The organism is Reichenbachiella ulvae, assembly GCF_025833875.1.
GTDB lineage: Bacteria > Bacteroidota > Bacteroidia > Cytophagales > Cyclobacteriaceae > Reichenbachiella > Reichenbachiella ulvae.
The window spans coordinates 2,254,201-2,271,573 of record NZ_JAOYOD010000001.1; the positions used below are offsets into that span (position 1 = coordinate 2,254,201).

Genomic DNA, 17,373 nt, shown 5'->3' on the forward strand with positions numbered 1-17,373 from the left:
CCTTACACCAATAAATCCATGTCTCTGATTAGAATCCTTCTTCTATCAAAGTTGATAATATTTTGCTCTTTCAAGTGATTCAAGGTCGTAGTTACAGTTTGTCTGGATGTACCAGTCAAACTAGCTATATCCTTATGCGTGAAATTGTTCTTGATTAAGGTTTCGAAACCTACTTTCTGACCATTTTCTAAAGCTAAATCTCTTAAAAAATCCACAACTCTAGTTCTAGAATCCTTTGAAGTAATTGACTCCAATCTCTTCTCTAAACTTTCAAGTTTTTTAGCCAATATATCAATCACCTTCTGATTGAGTTGAGCATTTTGCCTGGAAGCTATCAATACATCTTCCACCATAAATACCTTCACTCTGGTATCAGCGGTTACGACTTGTGCATATTCAGTTCGATGAGATTCTCCAGAAAGCGCCTTTTCACCAAACACGTTCCCAGGATTTAAAATAGATTTTACCACTTCCTTCCCACCTTTTTCGGACTTAGCAATTTTAACGCTCCCCTCTTCTATAAGATAAATCTTATCAGAGACGTGACCGTTTTCATAAATCAACTCGTCCTTTGAATATTCTTTGGTGATCGAAGGTACATTCGATAGAGCGTCCTCTGTCACCATATCTGCTGGATTTTTAAAACCTGTCAACAGATCATTGCTTGTGTTTCTGTTATTCTCGATAATCATAATTTTACTGGGTTACTTTCCTTTAACAAATTTCAATACAAATGAATTCCCGATTTAATGAATATTTGACCCCCTCATTGGTATGAGAACTCTCACTTCACCTCTATATTTGCCAAAGATTTCGACAGCATGTTATATCCATATCTCAAAGCCGCTCACATTATCTTCGTAGTTACCTGGTTCGCTGGACTCTTTTATATGGTCAGGCTTTTCATTTATTCTACTGAATCTAATGCAAAAACCGAGCCTGAAAAATCCATCTTACTCAAACAACTGCTGATAATGCAATCCAGACTTTGGTACATTATTACATGGCCGTCTGCAGTTATTACGCTAATACTTGGTCTTTGGTTGGCATTTTTAATGAATTATTGGAGCCACCCTTGGTTTCACATCAAACTTTTATTACTCGCAGGACTGTACGCGTACCACTTTATATGCGGATATCTGCATAGGCAAATGGAAGCTGGTATTTTCAAGTACACCTCCAAACAATACAGAATCTGGAATGAAGTAGCCACATTGTTTTTATTCGCCATTGTTTTTGTGGTAGTACTAAAAAGCACACTGAATTGGATTTGGGGAATTGTTGGGCTGATTGCACTCAGCGCCATACTGATGTTAGGAATTAAACTATATAAAAACCTTAGAAAGGATGCATAAAGGATTCAAGTTTCAATATTTAATCATTTCAACCCTTTTCATAGTTAGTTTTTCTGCTTGTACCATTCCGCAAGAAGGACAAATCACAACTAAATCAGGAAAATTACCGATTTTAGGAAGACCTGAAATTGTGACTTCAAAGGTGAATGGAGAATTAAAGGTTGACACCATTGCTCATCAAGTAGCAGATTTCTCATTTCTCAATCAAGACAGCGTTTGGATCAATAATGATTCTCTTGCAGGCAAGATCTATGTCGCAGACTTCTTTTTCACCTCCTGCCCTACCATTTGCCCTCTCATGAAAAAACAAATGCTGAGAGTTTACGATGCTTTCTCGGAAAATGACCATGTCAAAATCCTTTCTCATACCATAGACCCAGCACACGACTCAGTAGCAGTACTAAGAGAATTCAGCGAAGCACTAGGAGTCGAAAGTAGTAAATGGCATTTCCTTACAGGGGATAAAGATGAAATATATCAATTAGGCGAAAAAAGCTACATGGTCACAGCTGGCGCAGACAAGGATGCTCCGGGAGGATATATTCATAGCGGGGCTTTTTTACTAGTAGACACCGAACGTCATATACGTGGAGTTTATGACGGCACTATGAAGGAGCAAGTAGACCAGTTAATCATTGACATTAGAAAACTCTTGGATGAAGAATACGGCAATAACAAGTAAGCTAATCCTCCTATCTCTTGCAGTTCTATTTGCTTGCCAATCCACTAATCAAGAGGCAATCAAATTAAAACAATATCAAATTCATGGAAAGGAGCTGTATGAACTACACTGTCTGAACTGTCATCAGTCTGACGGTAGTGGATTGGGATTACTCATACCGCCGATAGACTCTTCCTTCATCCTGGGTAATCAAGCATTGATTATTTGCGGAATCAAAAATGGATTGAAAGGCCCAATTTCCGTCAATGGAAAAAACTATGACCGTGAAATGCCTGCGAATGCAAGGCTTACCTCTTTGGAGATAGCCGAAATCATGACCTATATCCAGTCAAACTGGGCAAAAAAGGACAGCATTGTAGAGATTTCGACCATTCAAAAAAGCCTTAATAGCTGTAATTAAGGCATCCATCCATAATTAGAACCAGTTGATACCTTCATTCAGGGCATTAATCGATTGATCTACATCCTCACCGGCTTGATCGAATTAATTTAGCAATGGTTAGTAACGTTTCTAGATTTACTTCAAGAACAAAGAGAGAAAGACTCTCAAAATTGATTGTAAACTAAAATAACAAAACCATGTTCACCGTATTTTTCGTATTCTCGTTCGTTATTACAACAATCGCTTACTACAGATATAAGTCTCTTCTTCAGAAGAACCATAGAGTTGATGCCAGATAAATAAACTGGAGACCTACCAACCCTAACCTGAACAAAACAGTATTTTCAAAGACCTTTCTGTATGAATTACTGAAAAATTTGCATTATTTTAACTTAGTACGTATATTATATGTACTGAATTGTATTAATATTGTAAATAGAAGAATTTTAACCGCCAACAAACATAAAATTCTGATCACAACATTATGCAAATTCTAGATATTTTGGCCCTCTTCATCTGTTTGGCGGGCATTTTTATCTACATCAACACTTATTACCTCAAACTTCCATCATCGGTTGGGCTTATGATATTGGCATTGGGGCTATCCGTAGCTATGCTGGTATTGAATCTTCTCATTCCTGAGTTCAAATTAGGAACCGAACGGATTTTGAAGGATTATGATTACCATGAAGTTCTCTATCAGCTGGTATTGAGTTTCATGCTATTTGCAGGTGCCCTTCAAATTGACTTCAAAAAATTAGCAGAGGAACGAACACCAGTTCTCATCCTTGCCCTCGCAGGTGTACTGATCTCAACTGCCATAGTAGGTGTAGGGGTTCACTATTTATTAGACTGGATTGGTTTAGAGTTAGACATCATGTACTGTTTGGTTTTTGGTGCACTGATCTCTCCTACAGATCCAATTGCCGTTACTTCTACGATCAGAAAATACAGCCTATCCAAAAACCTCGAGACCAGAATTGCAGGAGAATCCCTTTTCAACGATGGAATCGCAGTAGTTCTTGCGCTTACATTATTGGACTTGGCACATTCTACCGAAGATCACTACATAGGTATGGTTGACATTCTATGGGTATTTGGGACAGATATTGTCGGCGGTATTGTGATTGGTCTATTCCTTGGATATTTAGGTTATAGAATCCTGAAATACATCGACAATGATGAGGTCGAAGTAGAAGTTTTAATGACATTGGCCTTAGTGATGGCCGGTACGCAGTTAGCAGAATTCACTCATGTTTCTGCAAAGCAAGCTGTAGTTATCATGGGACTGGTTATTGGTAACGAAGGCAAAAGCGGACACGTATCCAGTGCGGCTGGAGACTATGTTTTCAAATTTTGGTACCTCATAGAGGAAACACTCAATGCGATGCTTTTTGTATTGATCGGATTAGAAATGTTGATTATCCCATTGCGTTTTGACTACTTCGCTGCTGGATTATTCGCATTCATTATCGTCTTGATCGCTCGATACATCAGTGTTGGTATTCCGATATCTGCTATGAGTACTTTCAGAAAGATGGAAGCCAACTCTATCAATGTATTGGCCTGGGGTGGACTGAGAGGAGGAATCCCTATTGCACTCTCCCTATCACTTCCCGAATTCGAAGGAAAAGAAATAATCATCACAATGACTTATACAGTAGTGGTCTGTTCGGTCTTATATCAAGGGCTCACAGTTCCTTATTTAATGCGAACCACCTTCCCTACCCGAACTTAAAGATTTGTTAGCCCGAGAGATCCTCGGGCTTTTTTATTATTGGATTTTACTGACTTGAGCAGACTTTTCTTGAAACCTCTATTATTATTGCAGCTGCAAATTCCAAAATCATGAAGTGTCCCCAAGTATTAGTTATTCTAATCCTGTCTTTACTAGTGGCCTGCGGAGAAGAGTCAAGAAAAGATAAAAAGGAAGTCGTAAGAAAGGAGCAATACAGCTCCATCACTAGCCCAAAAAACAACAGCAGATACCAGTTGGGCGATCTCATTTCTTTCAGTTTTTCTTCGAAGAATTCAGAAATCAAGATTGACTCGATTTCCATAGAGGTTAATGGGAAACAAATTGTTTCTATGAAAGACAGCTTAAGATTTTCCTGGGATTCAAAAAACTTTCAAGTCGGACAGCATTCTTTTGTGTCATCCATATACCTGAACAATGGATCTAGAGAAAGAAGAATTGTCAATCTCAATTTCAGATCCTCTCAAGAACCCGAAAAGCTGACCTACCGACTGATTTCCACCTATCCTCACGATCCAGATGCCTATACCCAAGGCTTGTTATTTGATGGCAATACGCTCTATGAAAGCACAGGTCAAAAAGGAGCTTCCAGCCTTAGAATTGTGGACTTGAAATCTGGCAGTACAGTAAAGAAAAAAGACATTGACACACAGTACTTTGGAGAAGGAATTGCAATCAAGGGAGATAGCCTTTATATGCTGACATGGGAAAGTAGACAAGGCATGATATTCAATAAAAACAGTTTAGAAAAACTGGGAGAATTTCAATATCCAACAGAGGGCTGGGGACTCACCTCTATCAATTCGGACACCTTGGTCATGAGTGATGGTTCGCATCAACTTTTTTTTAAAGACCCTTTAGGGTTTGCCGACTTGAAGGTGTTAGAAGTATATGACCATAATGGGCCAGTTGATTATTTGAATGAACTAGAATACATCCACGGAAAGATATTTGCTAACAGATATCAGACGGACAATATTTATATCATTGATCCAAATTCGGGAGAAGTCGAAGGAATTCTTAATTTAGCAGGAATTTTTGATAGAAGAGGCTACAATCAACGAGTGGATGTACTCAACGGTATAGCTTATAATGAAAATAGTAATACCTATTTCGTCACAGGTAAATGGTGGCCTTCGCTGTTCGAAATTTCCATCATTAATCAACAAAACAACCCAATATGAGCATGAACCTGGAAGAAACAACCCAAAAAGTAGTTGCATTAGCAGAAAAAAAAGGTGGAAGCATTGGCAAGAAAATCAAATTCAAGTTTGATGAAGGAGTAATACTACTGGATGACAGTAGTAGCCCTACTCAAGTTAGCAATGAGGATGAATATGCAGATTGCACGGTTAAACTCAGCTTGAGCAATTTCAACAAACTAATGAATGGTGAAATGAATGCCATGGGAGCCTTTATGATGGGCAAAATAAAAGTAGAAGGAGACATGGGAATAGCTACTAAGCTATCAAACTTATTCTAAAACTGCCTTTACGCACCCTCTTAACAGTTATTAAACAACATAGGTCCATTTGAATAAAATTAAATTTCATTTAATACTAACATTTGTTAGTTTTAAATGAGTTCTGTGTTACCTAAAGTTGATGTAGCTATTAAGAAGTCTAAGAAACAAATCATCGTAGAAGAAGCCGCTCGGTTATTTAGAGAGAAGGGTTTTGTAGGAACTACCATGCGTGATCTCGCCTCAGAGGTTGGAATGGAAGCGGCAAGTCTGTACAATCACATCCGTTCGAAAGACGAGATACTAATAGAGATATGCCTTTCGTTGGCCAACACCTATAGTGCAAAGATGGACGAGGTTTACCCATCGGACTATACACCTATTGGTAAGATTAAAAAACTAATAGCACTACATATCCAAATCAATTCTATGAGTTCGCCACTGGCCACAGTGATGAATGATGAATGGCGTCATCTTCCAGAACCAACCAAAACGAAGTTTCTTGATATGCGAAAGAGGTATGAATACCAATTTACCGACATCATCCAACAAGGCATTGAGAAAGGTGAAATCAAACAGCTAGATCCTAGAATTACACTCTATACTTTATTATCTTCGGTTAGATGGCTTCAACATTGGTACCATGCCAATCGAGAGCTAGATGTAAAGGACATCAAAGACAATATCATGGAAATGTTCTTGTCTGGTTTGACCGATAATCAATATGAATGGAAAAATTGAAACAAGTATAGCAAATGAGATTGCAACCATCTCTTTTTCTCACCCAAAAGGCAATTCCTTACCTGCATTACTATTGACTGATCTTGCTGAGGAAATAACCAAGCAAGGAAACAATGAGAAAATTAAATGCATTATCCTAAAAAGTGAAGGCAGCGGCCCTTTCTGTGCTGGCGCCAGTTTTGACGAGCTACTCAATCTCCAGGATGAAAAATCCAGTATTGATTTTTTCGGTGGTTTTGCTGGAGTAATTCTAGCCATGAAAAATTGCCCTAAATTCATCATCGTTCTAGTTCAGGGCAAAACTGTAGGAGGCGGAGTAGGTATAGCAGCCTCAGCAGACTATTGTATAGCTACAGAAGATGCATCAATTAAACTCAGCGAGTTAGCCATAGGAATTGGACCTTTTGTTATAGAACCAGCTGTAAAGAGAAAAATGGGACTTGCCGCTCTAACATCCCTGACCCTCTCTCCTACTGAATGGAAAAATGCCAAATGGGCCATGAACCACGGCTTGTTTCAGGAAGTCACATCTTCTCTGGAAGAAATGGAAGAAAGAGCCTCCAATAAAGCAGAAGAGTACTGCAACTATAGTCAGGAAGCTACAAAGTCAATCAAGAACATGCTTTGGGAGGATACCCAACATTGGTCAACACTACTAGGAGATCGTGCCAAAATCAGCGGCAAATTGGCCTTATCCGACACTACTCAAGAAGCATTAGAAAAATTTCGAAATCGCTCATAGCTAACTGCTGATATTTCGCGATATTTAGTCTCATTACTTAAAGTTCCTAGTTTATGAGATTCCTCCTGATCATTCCTATTGCTTTTTTAAGCTTTATTTCAATCGCCCAGCCAGCCGATGAAGATGAAATAGAATTGATAATCGACAGACATAATTTCTGGAGAAATGAGGTAGGAGTAGCAGACATTCAATATTCTCAAGAATTGGCAGAGGTCGCATACACTTGGGCTCAAGAACTAAAAAAACAAGGTTGCGCCTTTAAACACAGCAAAAACAGCTACGGTGAAAACCTATTTAAGGGAACTCACGGCTATTATACAGCAGGTGATGCCGTAGATGCTTGGGGCAATGAAAAAAAGGACTACAACTACAAGAAAAACATCTGTGAATCGAACAAAGTCTGTGGGCACTATACTCAGATAGTCTGGCGAAATACAACTGAAGTAGGTTGTGCTAAGGTGATTTGCGAAGGCAACGTTACCTGGGTTTGCAATTACAATCCTCCCGGAAACTATGTGGGCCAGAAACCCTATTAAGAAGCCACTTTAGAGGCCTTTAGGTAATTCAACCACTCTTTCCTCATGTCTCCCATACTATTGCGCAAAAACATGATATAGGTCGGTCGATAAGGAAGCCTTGCTAATTTCAATCCTGCTTGATCAGGCGTCATATCTCCTTTTTTAGCATTGCAATGCTTACAGGCAGTCACTAAATTATCCCAGACTGATCTACCCCCACGAGACCTGGGAATCAGATGATCAATGGTTAAATTCTCTCTGGATCCACAGTATTGGCAACAGTTGTTGTCTCGCTTAAAAAGATTCTGACGAGTAAGGACTACCCCTCTATAAGGTACATTGATGTATCTATTGATTTTGATGACTGTTGGTTTTTCGAATGTAGCGTCGACGGTATGGATAGCCTCTTCCTGATCTGCCTCCAATAGCTCAGCCTTCTCCAAAAAAACCAATAAAAAAGCTCTGTTAACAGAGCAAATGGCCAATGGTGAATAATCTTGATTTAAAACCAGTACTTTTCCATTCATTGTCAAAAGCTTTTACAATCAATTGATGCACAATGCATTAATCGTAATATACTTAGCTTTTGTCTTTAATACCAATCTCAAATGTGCGAGAAGGACCAGATGCTACAAATTTTCTGACAAAATCCGTCGAATAATGATCGAGTCACTGATTTGATCCAGTGGCACTTTATCAACGCATCCTTTGTACATGCCCATGCATTTACCTCCTTCCATAGCAATGAAACCACTTTTCAATGAATCGCTAATGATCAAATCTCCTACTTTGATCTCTGCAATGGACGCTACGCTCTTTCCGCTCTGACAGAGTCCCTCCAAATACCTTGGCGTCTTATATCCACATAATTTATAAACCTGCTGAACAAACGCTGCAGCATCTATCCCAAATGGCGTTTTGCCTCCAGGTAAAAGTGGGGCATGTTCATACAATTTTAATACCTCCAAAAGAAAATCAGGTTCCCGGCGAAGGGACAGACTTTTTGACTCTCCATTATAGGCAATTTGCTCTTCCATCTTGAAGAGTTCGTTGGTGGTGATGGGTAAAATGCTCCCCAATAAAATTTGGACTTTCTTCTTTTGAAAGAAAATAGTACCACTCAAATCCGTACAAACCTTATAATCAGAATGATTGACCTGATTAAAATATTCTTCGCTGATTTGACTATGTTGTGATTGATGAATCCATCCCTTCGAATCGTCATAAACCAACTGGACTTTCAGCCAATCTTCTTTTTGTTCGATCACCTGGTAGTGTTCGCCAAATAAGATTTGTGAATTCATCGGTGCATCATGAGAGGAGTGATTCCTCATGGGGATCACAGCCAATCGACTAATACCTTTAGGGTTGGTGGTTTCCATACATTAGTACTTTTGACGATCTAACTCTCTCTTTATATCCTTATCCTTGATGCTGTTTCGTTTATCATGGACTTTTTTACCCTTTGCCAAAGCAATCTCCATTTTGGCAAATCCTCTTGCATTGATAAACAAACGAATTGGAACCAGCGTCAGACCCTTGATCTGCATTTTGCTGTCTATCTTTTCTATCTCTGTTTTATTTAGCAGCAGCTTACGGTCGCGAATAGGTTCGTGATTGTAAGCAGTCCCTTGTTCATAAACAGATATATGCATTCCTTTAATGAACATTTCTCCTCTAGAGACAAAACAATAAGCCTCTTGCAAACTGGCCTTCCCCTCCCGAATAGATTTGATCTCAGTACCCTTTAGTACTAATCCGGCGACATATTCATCGATAAACTCATACTCGAAACTCGCTTTCTTATTTCGAATATTTACCTCATTTGAAAACCTGCTCTTGCTCATCTATGATTAATTTTATTAGAATTGACCACTTATGCAATCAATACTGATCAAATGATTTTTATTTTTTGAAATTAAAACTTCCAACGTGGCATGGGTGATGCTGTCAGATCACTCAATTGTCCCCCTTTCAGTTGGTAATAGGCCGTCATCGCAATCATGGCAGCATTATCTGTACAATATTCGAACTTGGGAATGTATACTTCCCATCCTTTCTCCTCTCCTGTCGAAATGAGAGTAGACCTCAATTCACTATTAGCAGAAACTCCTCCAGCAATAGCAATCTGATTGATCCCCTCCCGCTCTGCAGCCAATTCCAGCTTTTCCATCAACATACCAATTAAATGACGTTGGATACTGGCAGCAAGGTCGTATTTATTCTCTTCAATAAAGTCAGAATTCTTCTGAGTTTGATTTTGAGTAAAATACAGGAAAGAAGTTTTAATTCCACTAAATGAATAATCCAAATCAGGCATATCTGTCTTAGAAAATTCAAATCGATTCGGATCTCCGCTTTTAGACATCTTGTCGATCAATGGACCTCCCGGATATGGAATCCCCATGATTTTAGCACACTTATCAAAAGCCTCTCCTACTGCATCGTCTTGAGTCTGACCCAAAACCGTCATGTCTAGATAATCATTGACTTTAACAATTTGCGTATGGCCTCCACTTACAGTTAGACATATGAAAGGAAATTTAGGCTGTGGCTCCTCTATAAAATGAGCCAAAATATGTGCCTGCATATGATTGACTCCAATCAAAGGAATTTTCAATCCCAGAGACATCGACTTGGCAAAAGAAGTACCAACTAATAAAGCGCCTAATAAACCAGGTCCCTGAGTAAAAGCGACAGCTGTTAAATCTTTCTTCTCCACCCCTGCTCTTTCCAATGCTTCCATGACCACAGGCGCAATGGCCTGCTGATGGGCACGAGAGGCTAGTTCTGGTACAACCCCACCATATTTACTATGTATTTCCTGAGTCGCAATCACGTTACTCTTGATTTCACCATCGACGCAAACCGAAGCTGAAGTTTCATCGCACGAGGACTCAATAGCTACAATTACTTCATTCATTTTCATCCAATTAAGAGGTCTATAAAACCGACTGACAAATTTGGCTAATATTTACTTGCGGACAAGGGCGACAGATTAAAATAGGTACCATTATTGTTTTGTTATTTACAGCTACATTTGTGGAGCAGCACTAGAATGACAAAACAATTCAGGGTCGATAATCGAATCATTTTTCATAGAGTCAAACGAGTTTTCGTTTGGATCCCTATTCTCTTGCTTGCGTTTCTATTTTTAGGTTTTGCCTTTTTTCAAATCCCGAGAGTTCAAACCCGAACTATCAACTCATTTCTTCAGCAGATTTCTGATCAGACCAGCTACGCGATCACCATTGGTCATGCCAATCTCACATCCTTTGACAAAATGCTGATTGAAGATCTGAGAATCTATGAAAAAAGCACGGATAGCACCTTTATTTCAGCCAAAAGAACTCGTGTAGACATCAGTCTATTTGATCTAATATTCAAGAAGGAGCTCAACGCAGATGTTCTAGAGCTTGAGGCCCCCTATGTTCACTTGATCAAAAAAAATGATTCCACAGAAATCAATGCGACTGTGTTCATCAATGAACTCAAAGGGCTGATTAAAAACCCTAACGAGGAAAAGAAAAAACTTAAAATCGCAGTAGATAGAGTGGAAATTGACAATGGAAAATTCAGTTTCAACGATTGGAGAAAAGACAGTATCCGAGATGGAAAAGATTATTATCATTTCCAATACTCCAACCTTTTAGCCACCGTCAGTAATTTCACTTTTGACACAGACAGTATTGGGATGGAGGTAGATAGGATGCGTTCCAAAGACCCCTCCGGACATTTACCCATCCAATCCTTTTTTGGTAAAATAAGCTTCACCTTTGAGCAATTAGCCATTTATGATTTCCTGCTAAAAACGAACAAAAGCCAACTGGGTGACTCCCTTTTCTTCCACTACAGCCAGCCATCCAATTTCTCGTATTTCGTTGATAGTATCTCTTTTGATGCACAGTTCAAAAGGTCTGTTATAGATTTTAGTGAAATATCACTTTTCAGTCCAGATCTGGATGCCAATGATCGGATCAGTCTTACTGGAGAGGTGTCTGGCAAGGTTAAAAAACTGAATGGAAAAAACCTAGATGTAAGAATTGGATCCAGGTCCAGACTTAGAGGTAAGGCCTCATTGTATGGCCTCCCCAACATCAAAGAAACCTTCATCGATTTAGAGCTAAAAAACTCAGTACTCCTTCCCAAAGATGTAGCCAAATATGTTCCACCAGAGCAAATGGATCGAGTAAACAAAATCGGAATCACGCAATTTGATGGTAGTTTTCTTGGGTTTCCGACGGACTTTGTGGCAACCGGAGAATTTTATTCTGAGGCAGGGAAAGTGGTCACTGACCTTAACTTCAAGATCAACGAAAAATCTTTACCTGCCTATACCGGTCAATTGGAATTTCAGGAGTTCAACCTAAAAGCTTTGATGCCAGACAGTAAAAACCTCGGCAACATCACTATGAAAGGAAGTATCAAGGGCTATGGGTTCGAAAAAAGTGACGCGCACTTTAACCTAAACGCCTTTATGGACTCCATTGAGTTTTCTGGATATAATTATAAAAACATCGCGACCGAAGGGTACTTCGAAGAGGAAATATTCAAAGGAAAACTATCGATTGTAGACCCCAATCTGGCCTTCAGTGGAGACCTGGATATTGACCTGAGAGAAGATATAAACAAAATAGATGTAAGTGCCAGATTGGATTCAGCTCACTTGCATCATCTCGGCTTGATGAATGAGCCGCTTACTATTAGCAGCAGACTAGATATTGACATCAAAGGTCTAAAAACTGATGATATCAAAGGCTATGTCAATCTATATGACAACCAAATTCTCTATCGAGGAAGCGAATTGGAAATTGATTCTATCAAATTGCTATCTAGCGAATTTGGTAATGAAAGAATTCTACACATAGAAACTGAGGGGCTGACAGGACAGATCAAAGGTCAGTACCAAAACAGCGCGCTCTTTAGTAGCATGGCTGCTTTTGGTCAAGAGCTTTGGATGTACACCAATCCAGACAGCATAGAAGTTGCCAAATATTACAGGGAGAAAAGAAAGAAAAAAATCTCTCCTTTCCAGGCAGAAGTCACAATCAACCTTTGGAACCTCAACAAATTCGTACAGCCTTTTTTTCCAACATTTAATCTGTCCCCTAATGTCAAACTAGAAGGCGAATACAAACAAGACTCTACTACCCAATTAAGCCTATTTAGCACCTTTGATTCATTGGAATTTGAGAATTTGACCCTGACGAAAAACGAGCTTGATTTTAATATCTCCAAAAAAACCATGGACAAAGAAGTCCTGGCCGCCATGTTCGTTTCAAGTCAGAGTCAAAAAATATCTGAAAAATACAGCTCAGAAGCTCTGATTTTCGACGCTATCTGGTATCAAGAAAACATGGAGGTCTACCTCAACCTTGAACAACCAGAATACAACAATCACTTTGAAATCTATACGGATGTCAAATTCTTGCCAGATGAAATACAATTTTCACTTGCCCCTTCAGACATCAAAATTCTGGATCAAAAATGGAGCTGGAGAGAAGAAAATCTAGTAACCATTAGAGATCAAGGGCTTACATTTTCTAATTTGAAGCTTCAAAACGACGAAGAATTTATCAACATTGATGGTTCCTATGATTTCAATCCTCTTACCAAGCTAAAAATCACCGTCAACGAATTTGATTTCAAAAACCTACAATCTCTATTCGAAACAAAAATAGAAGGTATGCTAGATGGAGATATTACCATTCAGCGAAAAGAAATTGACGACCTAATAGAAAGCGATCTGATAGCCAGGTCAGTAGTAGTCGAAGATTTTTTGCTCGGAAATATTTTTGCCATTTCACATTGGGAAAACAGCAAAAACAGATTGGCAGTCAATTTAGATTTGGTACGCAACCAGAATAAGAAAATCGACATCAGTGGCTACATCTACCCCTATTCCTCCAACAATCAGCTTGATTTAGAAGCGCGGTTAGAAGAAGCTGAACTAAAAATTTTAGAGCCTATTTTCAAAAGCAGTATAGACAATCTGGTAGGAACCGCAGATGCTGAACTGGAAATAAAAGGAAAACTATCTCGCCCTGAAATATATGGAAAAGCGATGGTCAAAAACGGGGCAACCACAATCAATTATCTTAAAACCAGATATCAACTGGATGGCGAAATCATCTTTAACGATACGCAAATTATCCCCAACAGAATGGAGCTTAGAGATATTGATGGTGATTTGGCCTATCTCAGTGGATCTATTACTCACGATGGCTTTGATGACCTACAGCTAGATATCCATGCCGACTTCAATAGATTCCAACTACTGAACACGAGTAAAACTGACAATAATGCCTATTACGGAAGTGCATATGGCACGGGAGAAATTCATTTTGGAGGAACCATTGATAATCTCATTATCATAGCCAATGCTCGCACTGAAAAAGGCACTCACTTAGCCATCCCAATTGGCAGTCTGGATCAATATGACGTAGACCAGCAAGAATATATCGAATTCGTCGATATGACGAAAGATGAAGAAACACAAACCCTTCAGGAGACTATCGAAAAAAATGTTAGCAAAATTAAGGGGGTGCAGCTCATGTTCGATATTGAAATGACCACTGACGCATATGTCGAAATGATTTTTGATATCAAAGCTGGAGATATCATTCGTGGGAGGGGCAATGGCAATATTAAACTGCAGATCAACACTGATGGAGACTTCAATATGTTTGGGGATTACCAGATTGATAATGGTGGCTACAACTTTACCCTATACAACATCATCAACAAGGAATTTGACATCCAAAAAGGAAGTTCCATTTCCTGGTATGGCAATCCATATGAAGCTCAATTAAACATTACGGCTAATTACCGTCAAATCACTTCGATGGAGCCCATCATCAAGGACTTTTTTAATGACCCTGAGGTGAGCGACAATGCAGAGGCCAGAAGGAAATATCCCTCTATTGTAAAACTAAGCCTTACCGGAGATTTACTTTCCCCAAAAATAAAGTTTGGAATAGACATTAAAGATTATCCTCAAAATGCGATTATCAATGGAACCAGTTTGGATGCTATCATCAATGCCTTTATGGTAAAGTTGGCAAGTAATGAGCAGGAGATGAATCGTCAGGTATTCAGTTTATTGATCTTAAGAAAATTCTCCCCTGAAAATAGCTTTGAAGTCAATTCACAGAGTATTGGTAGTAGTTTGAGCGAATTTGTTTCCAATCAGTTAAGCTATTGGGCCACTCAGGTAGATGAAAACCTAGAGATCGATGTGGACCTGGCTGGCTTGAGTGATGATGCCTACAACACCTTTCAGTTAAGGCTCTCTTACACCTTTCTGGATGGCAGACTAAGAGTCACTAGAGGGGGTGGTCTACCTAATGAAAATCAGGGCAATGAGATGACCTCAATTATTGGGGACTGGACAGTTGAATACCTATTAACAAAAGATGGCAGACTAAGAGCCAAAATGTATAGTAGGTCTGATCTCAATGATATAGCCTCAGCCTCTGGCCAGAGCGGAATTGAAACGGGTTTTAGTCTTCAATATGTCCGAAGCTTTGATGAGTTCAGTCAGATCCTTTCTGACAGTAGAGACAAAAACAGAAAAAAACGACAAGAGGAACAGGATAAAAAGTCTGAAGCAATCAGAGAGGAGGAAGAGGAAATCCTATAATACTGATTAGAGTTCAATTAACATTGGTTAAATTGAGATAGACTCTATTCCAAATTACTATGAACCTCAGCGATTTTTTAAAAAGATATGCCGAAAAAATAAACGGCAGCTATTCCGAATATGACTCGGATCGATCTGTTATAGTTGTATCACTCGAAGACGAAAGAGTACAAGCTGTGATCGGAGAAAAAGATGATGAAAATGGCACCATCAACCTTTCCTCGAAAGTTTGTCTCCTGAGTGATTTTAAGGATGATTTCAAAATGTTACTCGAGCAAAATCACCAAACAGTTTATGGCAAATTTGCCATAGACAATGAATTCATCAAAGTAGAATCCAAACTAAAGTCCAATGAAGCTTCTGAAGAAACTTTAGAAACCATAATCATGGAAATTGCTCAATTGGCCGACTCCTGGGAATTTAAACTGACAGGTAAAGACATTTTCTAACCCCTTTTGGCTGACTAATCAGCTATATGACTATTTTTGTTCGGACAGGTCGCCTTATCGCACCGATTCGTCGGTGAGGAAAGTCCGGGCAACACAGAGCATCGCACTTCTTAACGGGAAGTCAGGGATCAATAGTCTCTGAAGAAAGTGCAACAGAAAAGATACCGCCTCGAAACCATCCACCGTAAGGCAGATGATTTTAAGGTAAGGGTGAAATGGTGAGGTAAGGGCTCACCGGTTCTGCAGTGATGTAGAACGCATGGTAAACCTTGCGAGTTGAAAGATCAAATAGGTCCTGCTCTGGAGTGGCTCGCTCTATTCCGATTCGTCGGAAAGCAGGATGGGTAGATCGTTAGATCTTGCCAGCAATGGTAAGGCTAGATAAATGATAAGGATCCCGACTCGTCGGGATACAAAACCCGGCTTACAGACCTGTCTATTTTAATTTACTTGTGTATTATGGCAAAAAGAATTTTGATTATTGACGATGAAAAAAGCATTCGTCATACACTCAAAGAAATTTTAGAGTACGAAAACTATGATGTAGAGGAAGCCGAAAATGGTAAAGAAGCATTAAAGATGCTTTCTGAATCAGAATATGACGCTGCACTATGTGATATCAAAATGCCAGAAATGGATGGTATAGAGGTACTGGAAAAAGCCAAAGAACTAGAGCAGGCCCCCCAATTCATAATGATATCGGCACATGGCACAATTGAAACTGCCGTGGAAGCTACGAAAAAAGGGGCCTACGATTTTATTCAAAAGCCACCAGATCTAAACCGACTACTCGTCACCATCAAAAATGCACTGGACAAGTCCAATTTGATTCAGGAGACTAAAACCTTGCGAAAAAAGGTTTCCAGTTCCATGCAAATGGTCGGTGAGTCGCCTGCCATGATGGAGATCAAAGAAACCATTGAAAAGGTAGCTCCTACCGAAGCTAGAGTTTTGATCACTGGTGGTAATGGTACAGGCAAAGAGTTAGTGGCCAATGCGCTCCATAAATTAAGCGGTCGAAGTAAAAACCCTTTGATAGAAGTCAACTGTGCCGCCATACCCTCTGAGTTAATAGAAAGTGAGCTATTTGGCCATGAAAAAGGCTCTTTTACCTCTGCGGTAAAACAACGAATTGGAAAATTCGAACAAGCAGATAAAGGCACCTTATTCCTAGACGAAATAGGTGACATGAGTCTATCTGCTCAGGCCAAAGTTCTCAGAGCGCTTCAAGAAAATAAGATCACAAGAGTTGGGGGAGAAAAAGAAATTCAGGTCAACGTAAGAATACTAGCGGCCACCAATAAAGATCTCAAAAAGGAAATCGCTGAAAACAGATTCAGAGAAGATCTCTATCATAGATTAAGTGTCATTCTGATAAAAGTCCCTTCCTTGAAGGATAGAACTGAAGATATTCCGATGCTTGTAGAAAAATTTTTATCGGATATTGCAGAAAGTCATGGAACCACTCCAAAAACCATTCATGCTGATGCTATCAAACTTTTGCAAAAAGGACAGTGGACTGGGAATATTCGCGAACTGAGAAATGTCGTTGAGAGGCTGGTAATTATGAGCGAACAGGAGATTAAAGAAGATCACGTAAAAAAATATGCGGATATTTAATATCCGCATATTTCAATCTATATA

At 39.3% G+C, this 17,373-nt stretch carries 17 protein-coding genes and 1 other RNA gene; 13 read left to right on the forward strand and 5 right to left on the reverse strand.

Annotated elements, in window-relative coordinates; translation table 11 throughout:
- Window positions 1–2: 2 nt before the first annotated feature.
- Window positions 3–692, reverse strand: coding sequence for a Crp/Fnr family transcriptional regulator (locus N7U62_RS08840; RefSeq protein ID WP_264137602.1), 690 nt, complete (start codon window positions 690–692; stop codon window positions 3–5).
- 129 nt (window positions 693–821) lie between these two features.
- Between N7U62_RS08840 and N7U62_RS08845 the strand changes: the two genes are divergently transcribed.
- The 9 genes from N7U62_RS08845 (at window position 822) to N7U62_RS08885 (ending at window position 7,656) form a co-directional block, all read left to right on the forward strand.
- Complete coding sequence (locus N7U62_RS08845; RefSeq protein ID WP_264137603.1) at window positions 822–1,355, forward strand: CopD family protein; 534 nt, start codon at window positions 822–824, stop codon at window positions 1,353–1,355.
- Complete coding sequence (locus tag N7U62_RS08850) at window positions 1,348–2,037, forward strand: SCO family protein (protein WP_264137604.1); 690 nt, start codon at window positions 1,348–1,350, stop codon at window positions 2,035–2,037. Before N7U62_RS08845 ends, N7U62_RS08850 begins: the two co-directional genes overlap by 8 nt.
- Window positions 2,012–2,437, forward strand: a complete 426-nt coding sequence (locus N7U62_RS08855; RefSeq protein WP_264137605.1) for a c-type cytochrome — start codon at window positions 2,012–2,014, stop codon at window positions 2,435–2,437. The genes N7U62_RS08850 and N7U62_RS08855 overlap by 26 nt, the downstream gene beginning before the upstream one ends.
- 466 nt (window positions 2,438–2,903) lie before the next feature.
- The gene (locus N7U62_RS08860) at window positions 2,904–4,157 is read left to right on the forward strand and encodes a cation:proton antiporter (RefSeq protein WP_264137606.1); all 1,254 of its coding nucleotides are present in this window, start codon (window positions 2,904–2,906) and stop codon (window positions 4,155–4,157) included.
- Window positions 4,158–4,267: 110 nt separating this feature from the next.
- A complete protein-coding gene (locus N7U62_RS08865) occupies window positions 4,268–5,359 on the forward strand; it encodes a glutaminyl-peptide cyclotransferase (RefSeq protein WP_264137607.1) in 1,092 nt (363 codons plus the stop codon).
- Window positions 5,356–5,658, forward strand: coding sequence for an SCP2 sterol-binding domain-containing protein (locus tag N7U62_RS08870; RefSeq protein WP_264137608.1), 303 nt, complete (start codon window positions 5,356–5,358; stop codon window positions 5,656–5,658). The genes N7U62_RS08865 and N7U62_RS08870 overlap by 4 nt, the downstream gene beginning before the upstream one ends.
- A gap of 105 nt (window positions 5,659–5,763) precedes the next feature.
- The gene (locus N7U62_RS08875) at window positions 5,764–6,378 is read left to right on the forward strand and encodes a TetR/AcrR family transcriptional regulator (RefSeq protein ID WP_264137609.1); all 615 of its coding nucleotides are present in this window, start codon (window positions 5,764–5,766) and stop codon (window positions 6,376–6,378) included.
- Window positions 6,362–7,120 (forward strand): enoyl-CoA hydratase/isomerase family protein, encoded by a 759-nt coding sequence (locus N7U62_RS08880; protein ID WP_264137610.1) that lies wholly within the window; start codon window positions 6,362–6,364, stop codon window positions 7,118–7,120. The genes N7U62_RS08875 and N7U62_RS08880 overlap by 17 nt, the downstream gene beginning before the upstream one ends.
- Before the next feature lie 53 nt (window positions 7,121–7,173).
- A complete protein-coding gene (locus N7U62_RS08885) occupies window positions 7,174–7,656 on the forward strand; it encodes a CAP domain-containing protein (RefSeq protein WP_264137611.1) in 483 nt (160 codons plus the stop codon).
- Here the strand turns inward: N7U62_RS08885 and N7U62_RS08890 are convergent.
- From N7U62_RS08890 to tsaD, 4 genes are all read right to left on the reverse strand, one after another.
- Window positions 7,653–8,165, reverse strand: coding sequence for an HNH endonuclease (locus N7U62_RS08890; protein WP_264137612.1), 513 nt, complete (start codon window positions 8,163–8,165; stop codon window positions 7,653–7,655). The genes N7U62_RS08885 and N7U62_RS08890 overlap by 4 nt on opposite strands.
- A gap of 102 nt (window positions 8,166–8,267) precedes the next feature.
- The gene (locus N7U62_RS08895; RefSeq protein ID WP_264137613.1) at window positions 8,268–9,020 is read right to left on the reverse strand and encodes an NlpC/P60 family protein; all 753 of its coding nucleotides are present in this window, start codon (window positions 9,018–9,020) and stop codon (window positions 8,268–8,270) included.
- 3 nt (window positions 9,021–9,023) lie between these two features.
- On the reverse strand, window positions 9,024–9,485 hold the full coding sequence (gene smpB / locus N7U62_RS08900) for an SsrA-binding protein SmpB (RefSeq protein ID WP_264137614.1): 462 nt from the start codon (window positions 9,483–9,485) through the stop codon (window positions 9,024–9,026).
- A 71-nt stretch (window positions 9,486–9,556) separates the two neighbouring features.
- On the reverse strand, window positions 9,557–10,567 hold the full coding sequence (gene tsaD, locus N7U62_RS08905; RefSeq protein WP_404818015.1) for a tRNA (adenosine(37)-N6)-threonylcarbamoyltransferase complex transferase subunit TsaD: 1,011 nt from the start codon (window positions 10,565–10,567) through the stop codon (window positions 9,557–9,559).
- Between the two features lie 129 nt (window positions 10,568–10,696).
- Here tsaD and N7U62_RS08910 point away from each other — a divergent pair, with 129 nt between their 5' ends.
- The 4 genes from N7U62_RS08910 to N7U62_RS08925 all read left to right on the forward strand — a co-directional run bounded on the left by N7U62_RS08910 (window position 10,697) and on the right by N7U62_RS08925 (window position 17,349).
- On the forward strand, window positions 10,697–15,280 hold the full coding sequence (locus N7U62_RS08910) for a translocation/assembly module TamB domain-containing protein (protein WP_264137616.1): 4,584 nt from the start codon (window positions 10,697–10,699) through the stop codon (window positions 15,278–15,280).
- Window positions 15,281–15,339: 59 nt separating this feature from the next.
- Window positions 15,340–15,729 carry a type III secretion system chaperone family protein gene (locus N7U62_RS08915; RefSeq protein WP_264137617.1) on the forward strand — a complete coding sequence of 130 codons (390 nt, stop codon included), beginning with the start codon at window positions 15,340–15,342 and terminating at the stop codon, window positions 15,727–15,729.
- A 41-nt stretch (window positions 15,730–15,770) separates the two neighbouring features.
- Window positions 15,771–16,172: RNase P RNA component class A (gene rnpB / locus N7U62_RS08920), an RNA gene on the forward strand.
- A gap of 16 nt (window positions 16,173–16,188) precedes the next feature.
- A complete protein-coding gene (locus N7U62_RS08925; RefSeq protein WP_264137618.1) occupies window positions 16,189–17,349 on the forward strand; it encodes a sigma-54-dependent transcriptional regulator in 1,161 nt (386 codons plus the stop codon).
- The last annotated feature ends 24 nt before the right edge of the window (window positions 17,350–17,373 follow it).

Bases quoted from the DNA above. Each gene is read 5' to 3' on its own strand.
- N7U62_RS08915 (WP_264137617.1), top strand. From the start codon at position 15,340: ATGAACCTCAGCGATTTTTTAAAAAGATATGCCGAAAAAATAAACGGC.
- N7U62_RS08880 (WP_264137610.1), top strand. From the start codon at position 6,362: ATGAATGGAAAAATTGAAACAAGTATAGCAAATGAGATTGCAACCATC.
- smpB (WP_264137614.1), bottom strand. From the start codon at position 9,485: ATGAGCAAGAGCAGGTTTTCAAATGAGGTAAATATTCGAAATAAGAAA.
- N7U62_RS08840 (WP_264137602.1), bottom strand. From the start codon at position 692: ATGATTATCGAGAATAACAGAAACACAAGCAATGATCTGTTGACAGGT.
- N7U62_RS08870 (WP_264137608.1), top strand. From the start codon at position 5,356: ATGAGCATGAACCTGGAAGAAACAACCCAAAAAGTAGTTGCATTAGCA.
- N7U62_RS08910 (WP_264137616.1), top strand. From the start codon at position 10,697: ATGACAAAACAATTCAGGGTCGATAATCGAATCATTTTTCATAGAGTC.
- N7U62_RS08865 (WP_264137607.1), top strand. From the start codon at position 4,268: ATGAAGTGTCCCCAAGTATTAGTTATTCTAATCCTGTCTTTACTAGTG.
- tsaD (WP_404818015.1), bottom strand. From the start codon at position 10,567: ATGAAAATGAATGAAGTAATTGTAGCTATTGAGTCCTCGTGCGATGAA.
- N7U62_RS08845 (WP_264137603.1), top strand. From the start codon at position 822: ATGTTATATCCATATCTCAAAGCCGCTCACATTATCTTCGTAGTTACC.
- N7U62_RS08895 (WP_264137613.1), bottom strand. From the start codon at position 9,020: ATGGAAACCACCAACCCTAAAGGTATTAGTCGATTGGCTGTGATCCCC.
- N7U62_RS08890 (WP_264137612.1), bottom strand. From the start codon at position 8,165: ATGAATGGAAAAGTACTGGTTTTAAATCAAGATTATTCACCATTGGCC.
- N7U62_RS08855 (WP_264137605.1), top strand. From the start codon at position 2,012: ATGAAGAATACGGCAATAACAAGTAAGCTAATCCTCCTATCTCTTGCA.
- N7U62_RS08885 (WP_264137611.1), top strand. From the start codon at position 7,174: ATGAGATTCCTCCTGATCATTCCTATTGCTTTTTTAAGCTTTATTTCA.
- N7U62_RS08860 (WP_264137606.1), top strand. From the start codon at position 2,904: ATGCAAATTCTAGATATTTTGGCCCTCTTCATCTGTTTGGCGGGCATT.
- N7U62_RS08850 (WP_264137604.1), top strand. From the start codon at position 1,348: ATGCATAAAGGATTCAAGTTTCAATATTTAATCATTTCAACCCTTTTC.
- N7U62_RS08925 (WP_264137618.1), top strand. From the start codon at position 16,189: ATGGCAAAAAGAATTTTGATTATTGACGATGAAAAAAGCATTCGTCAT.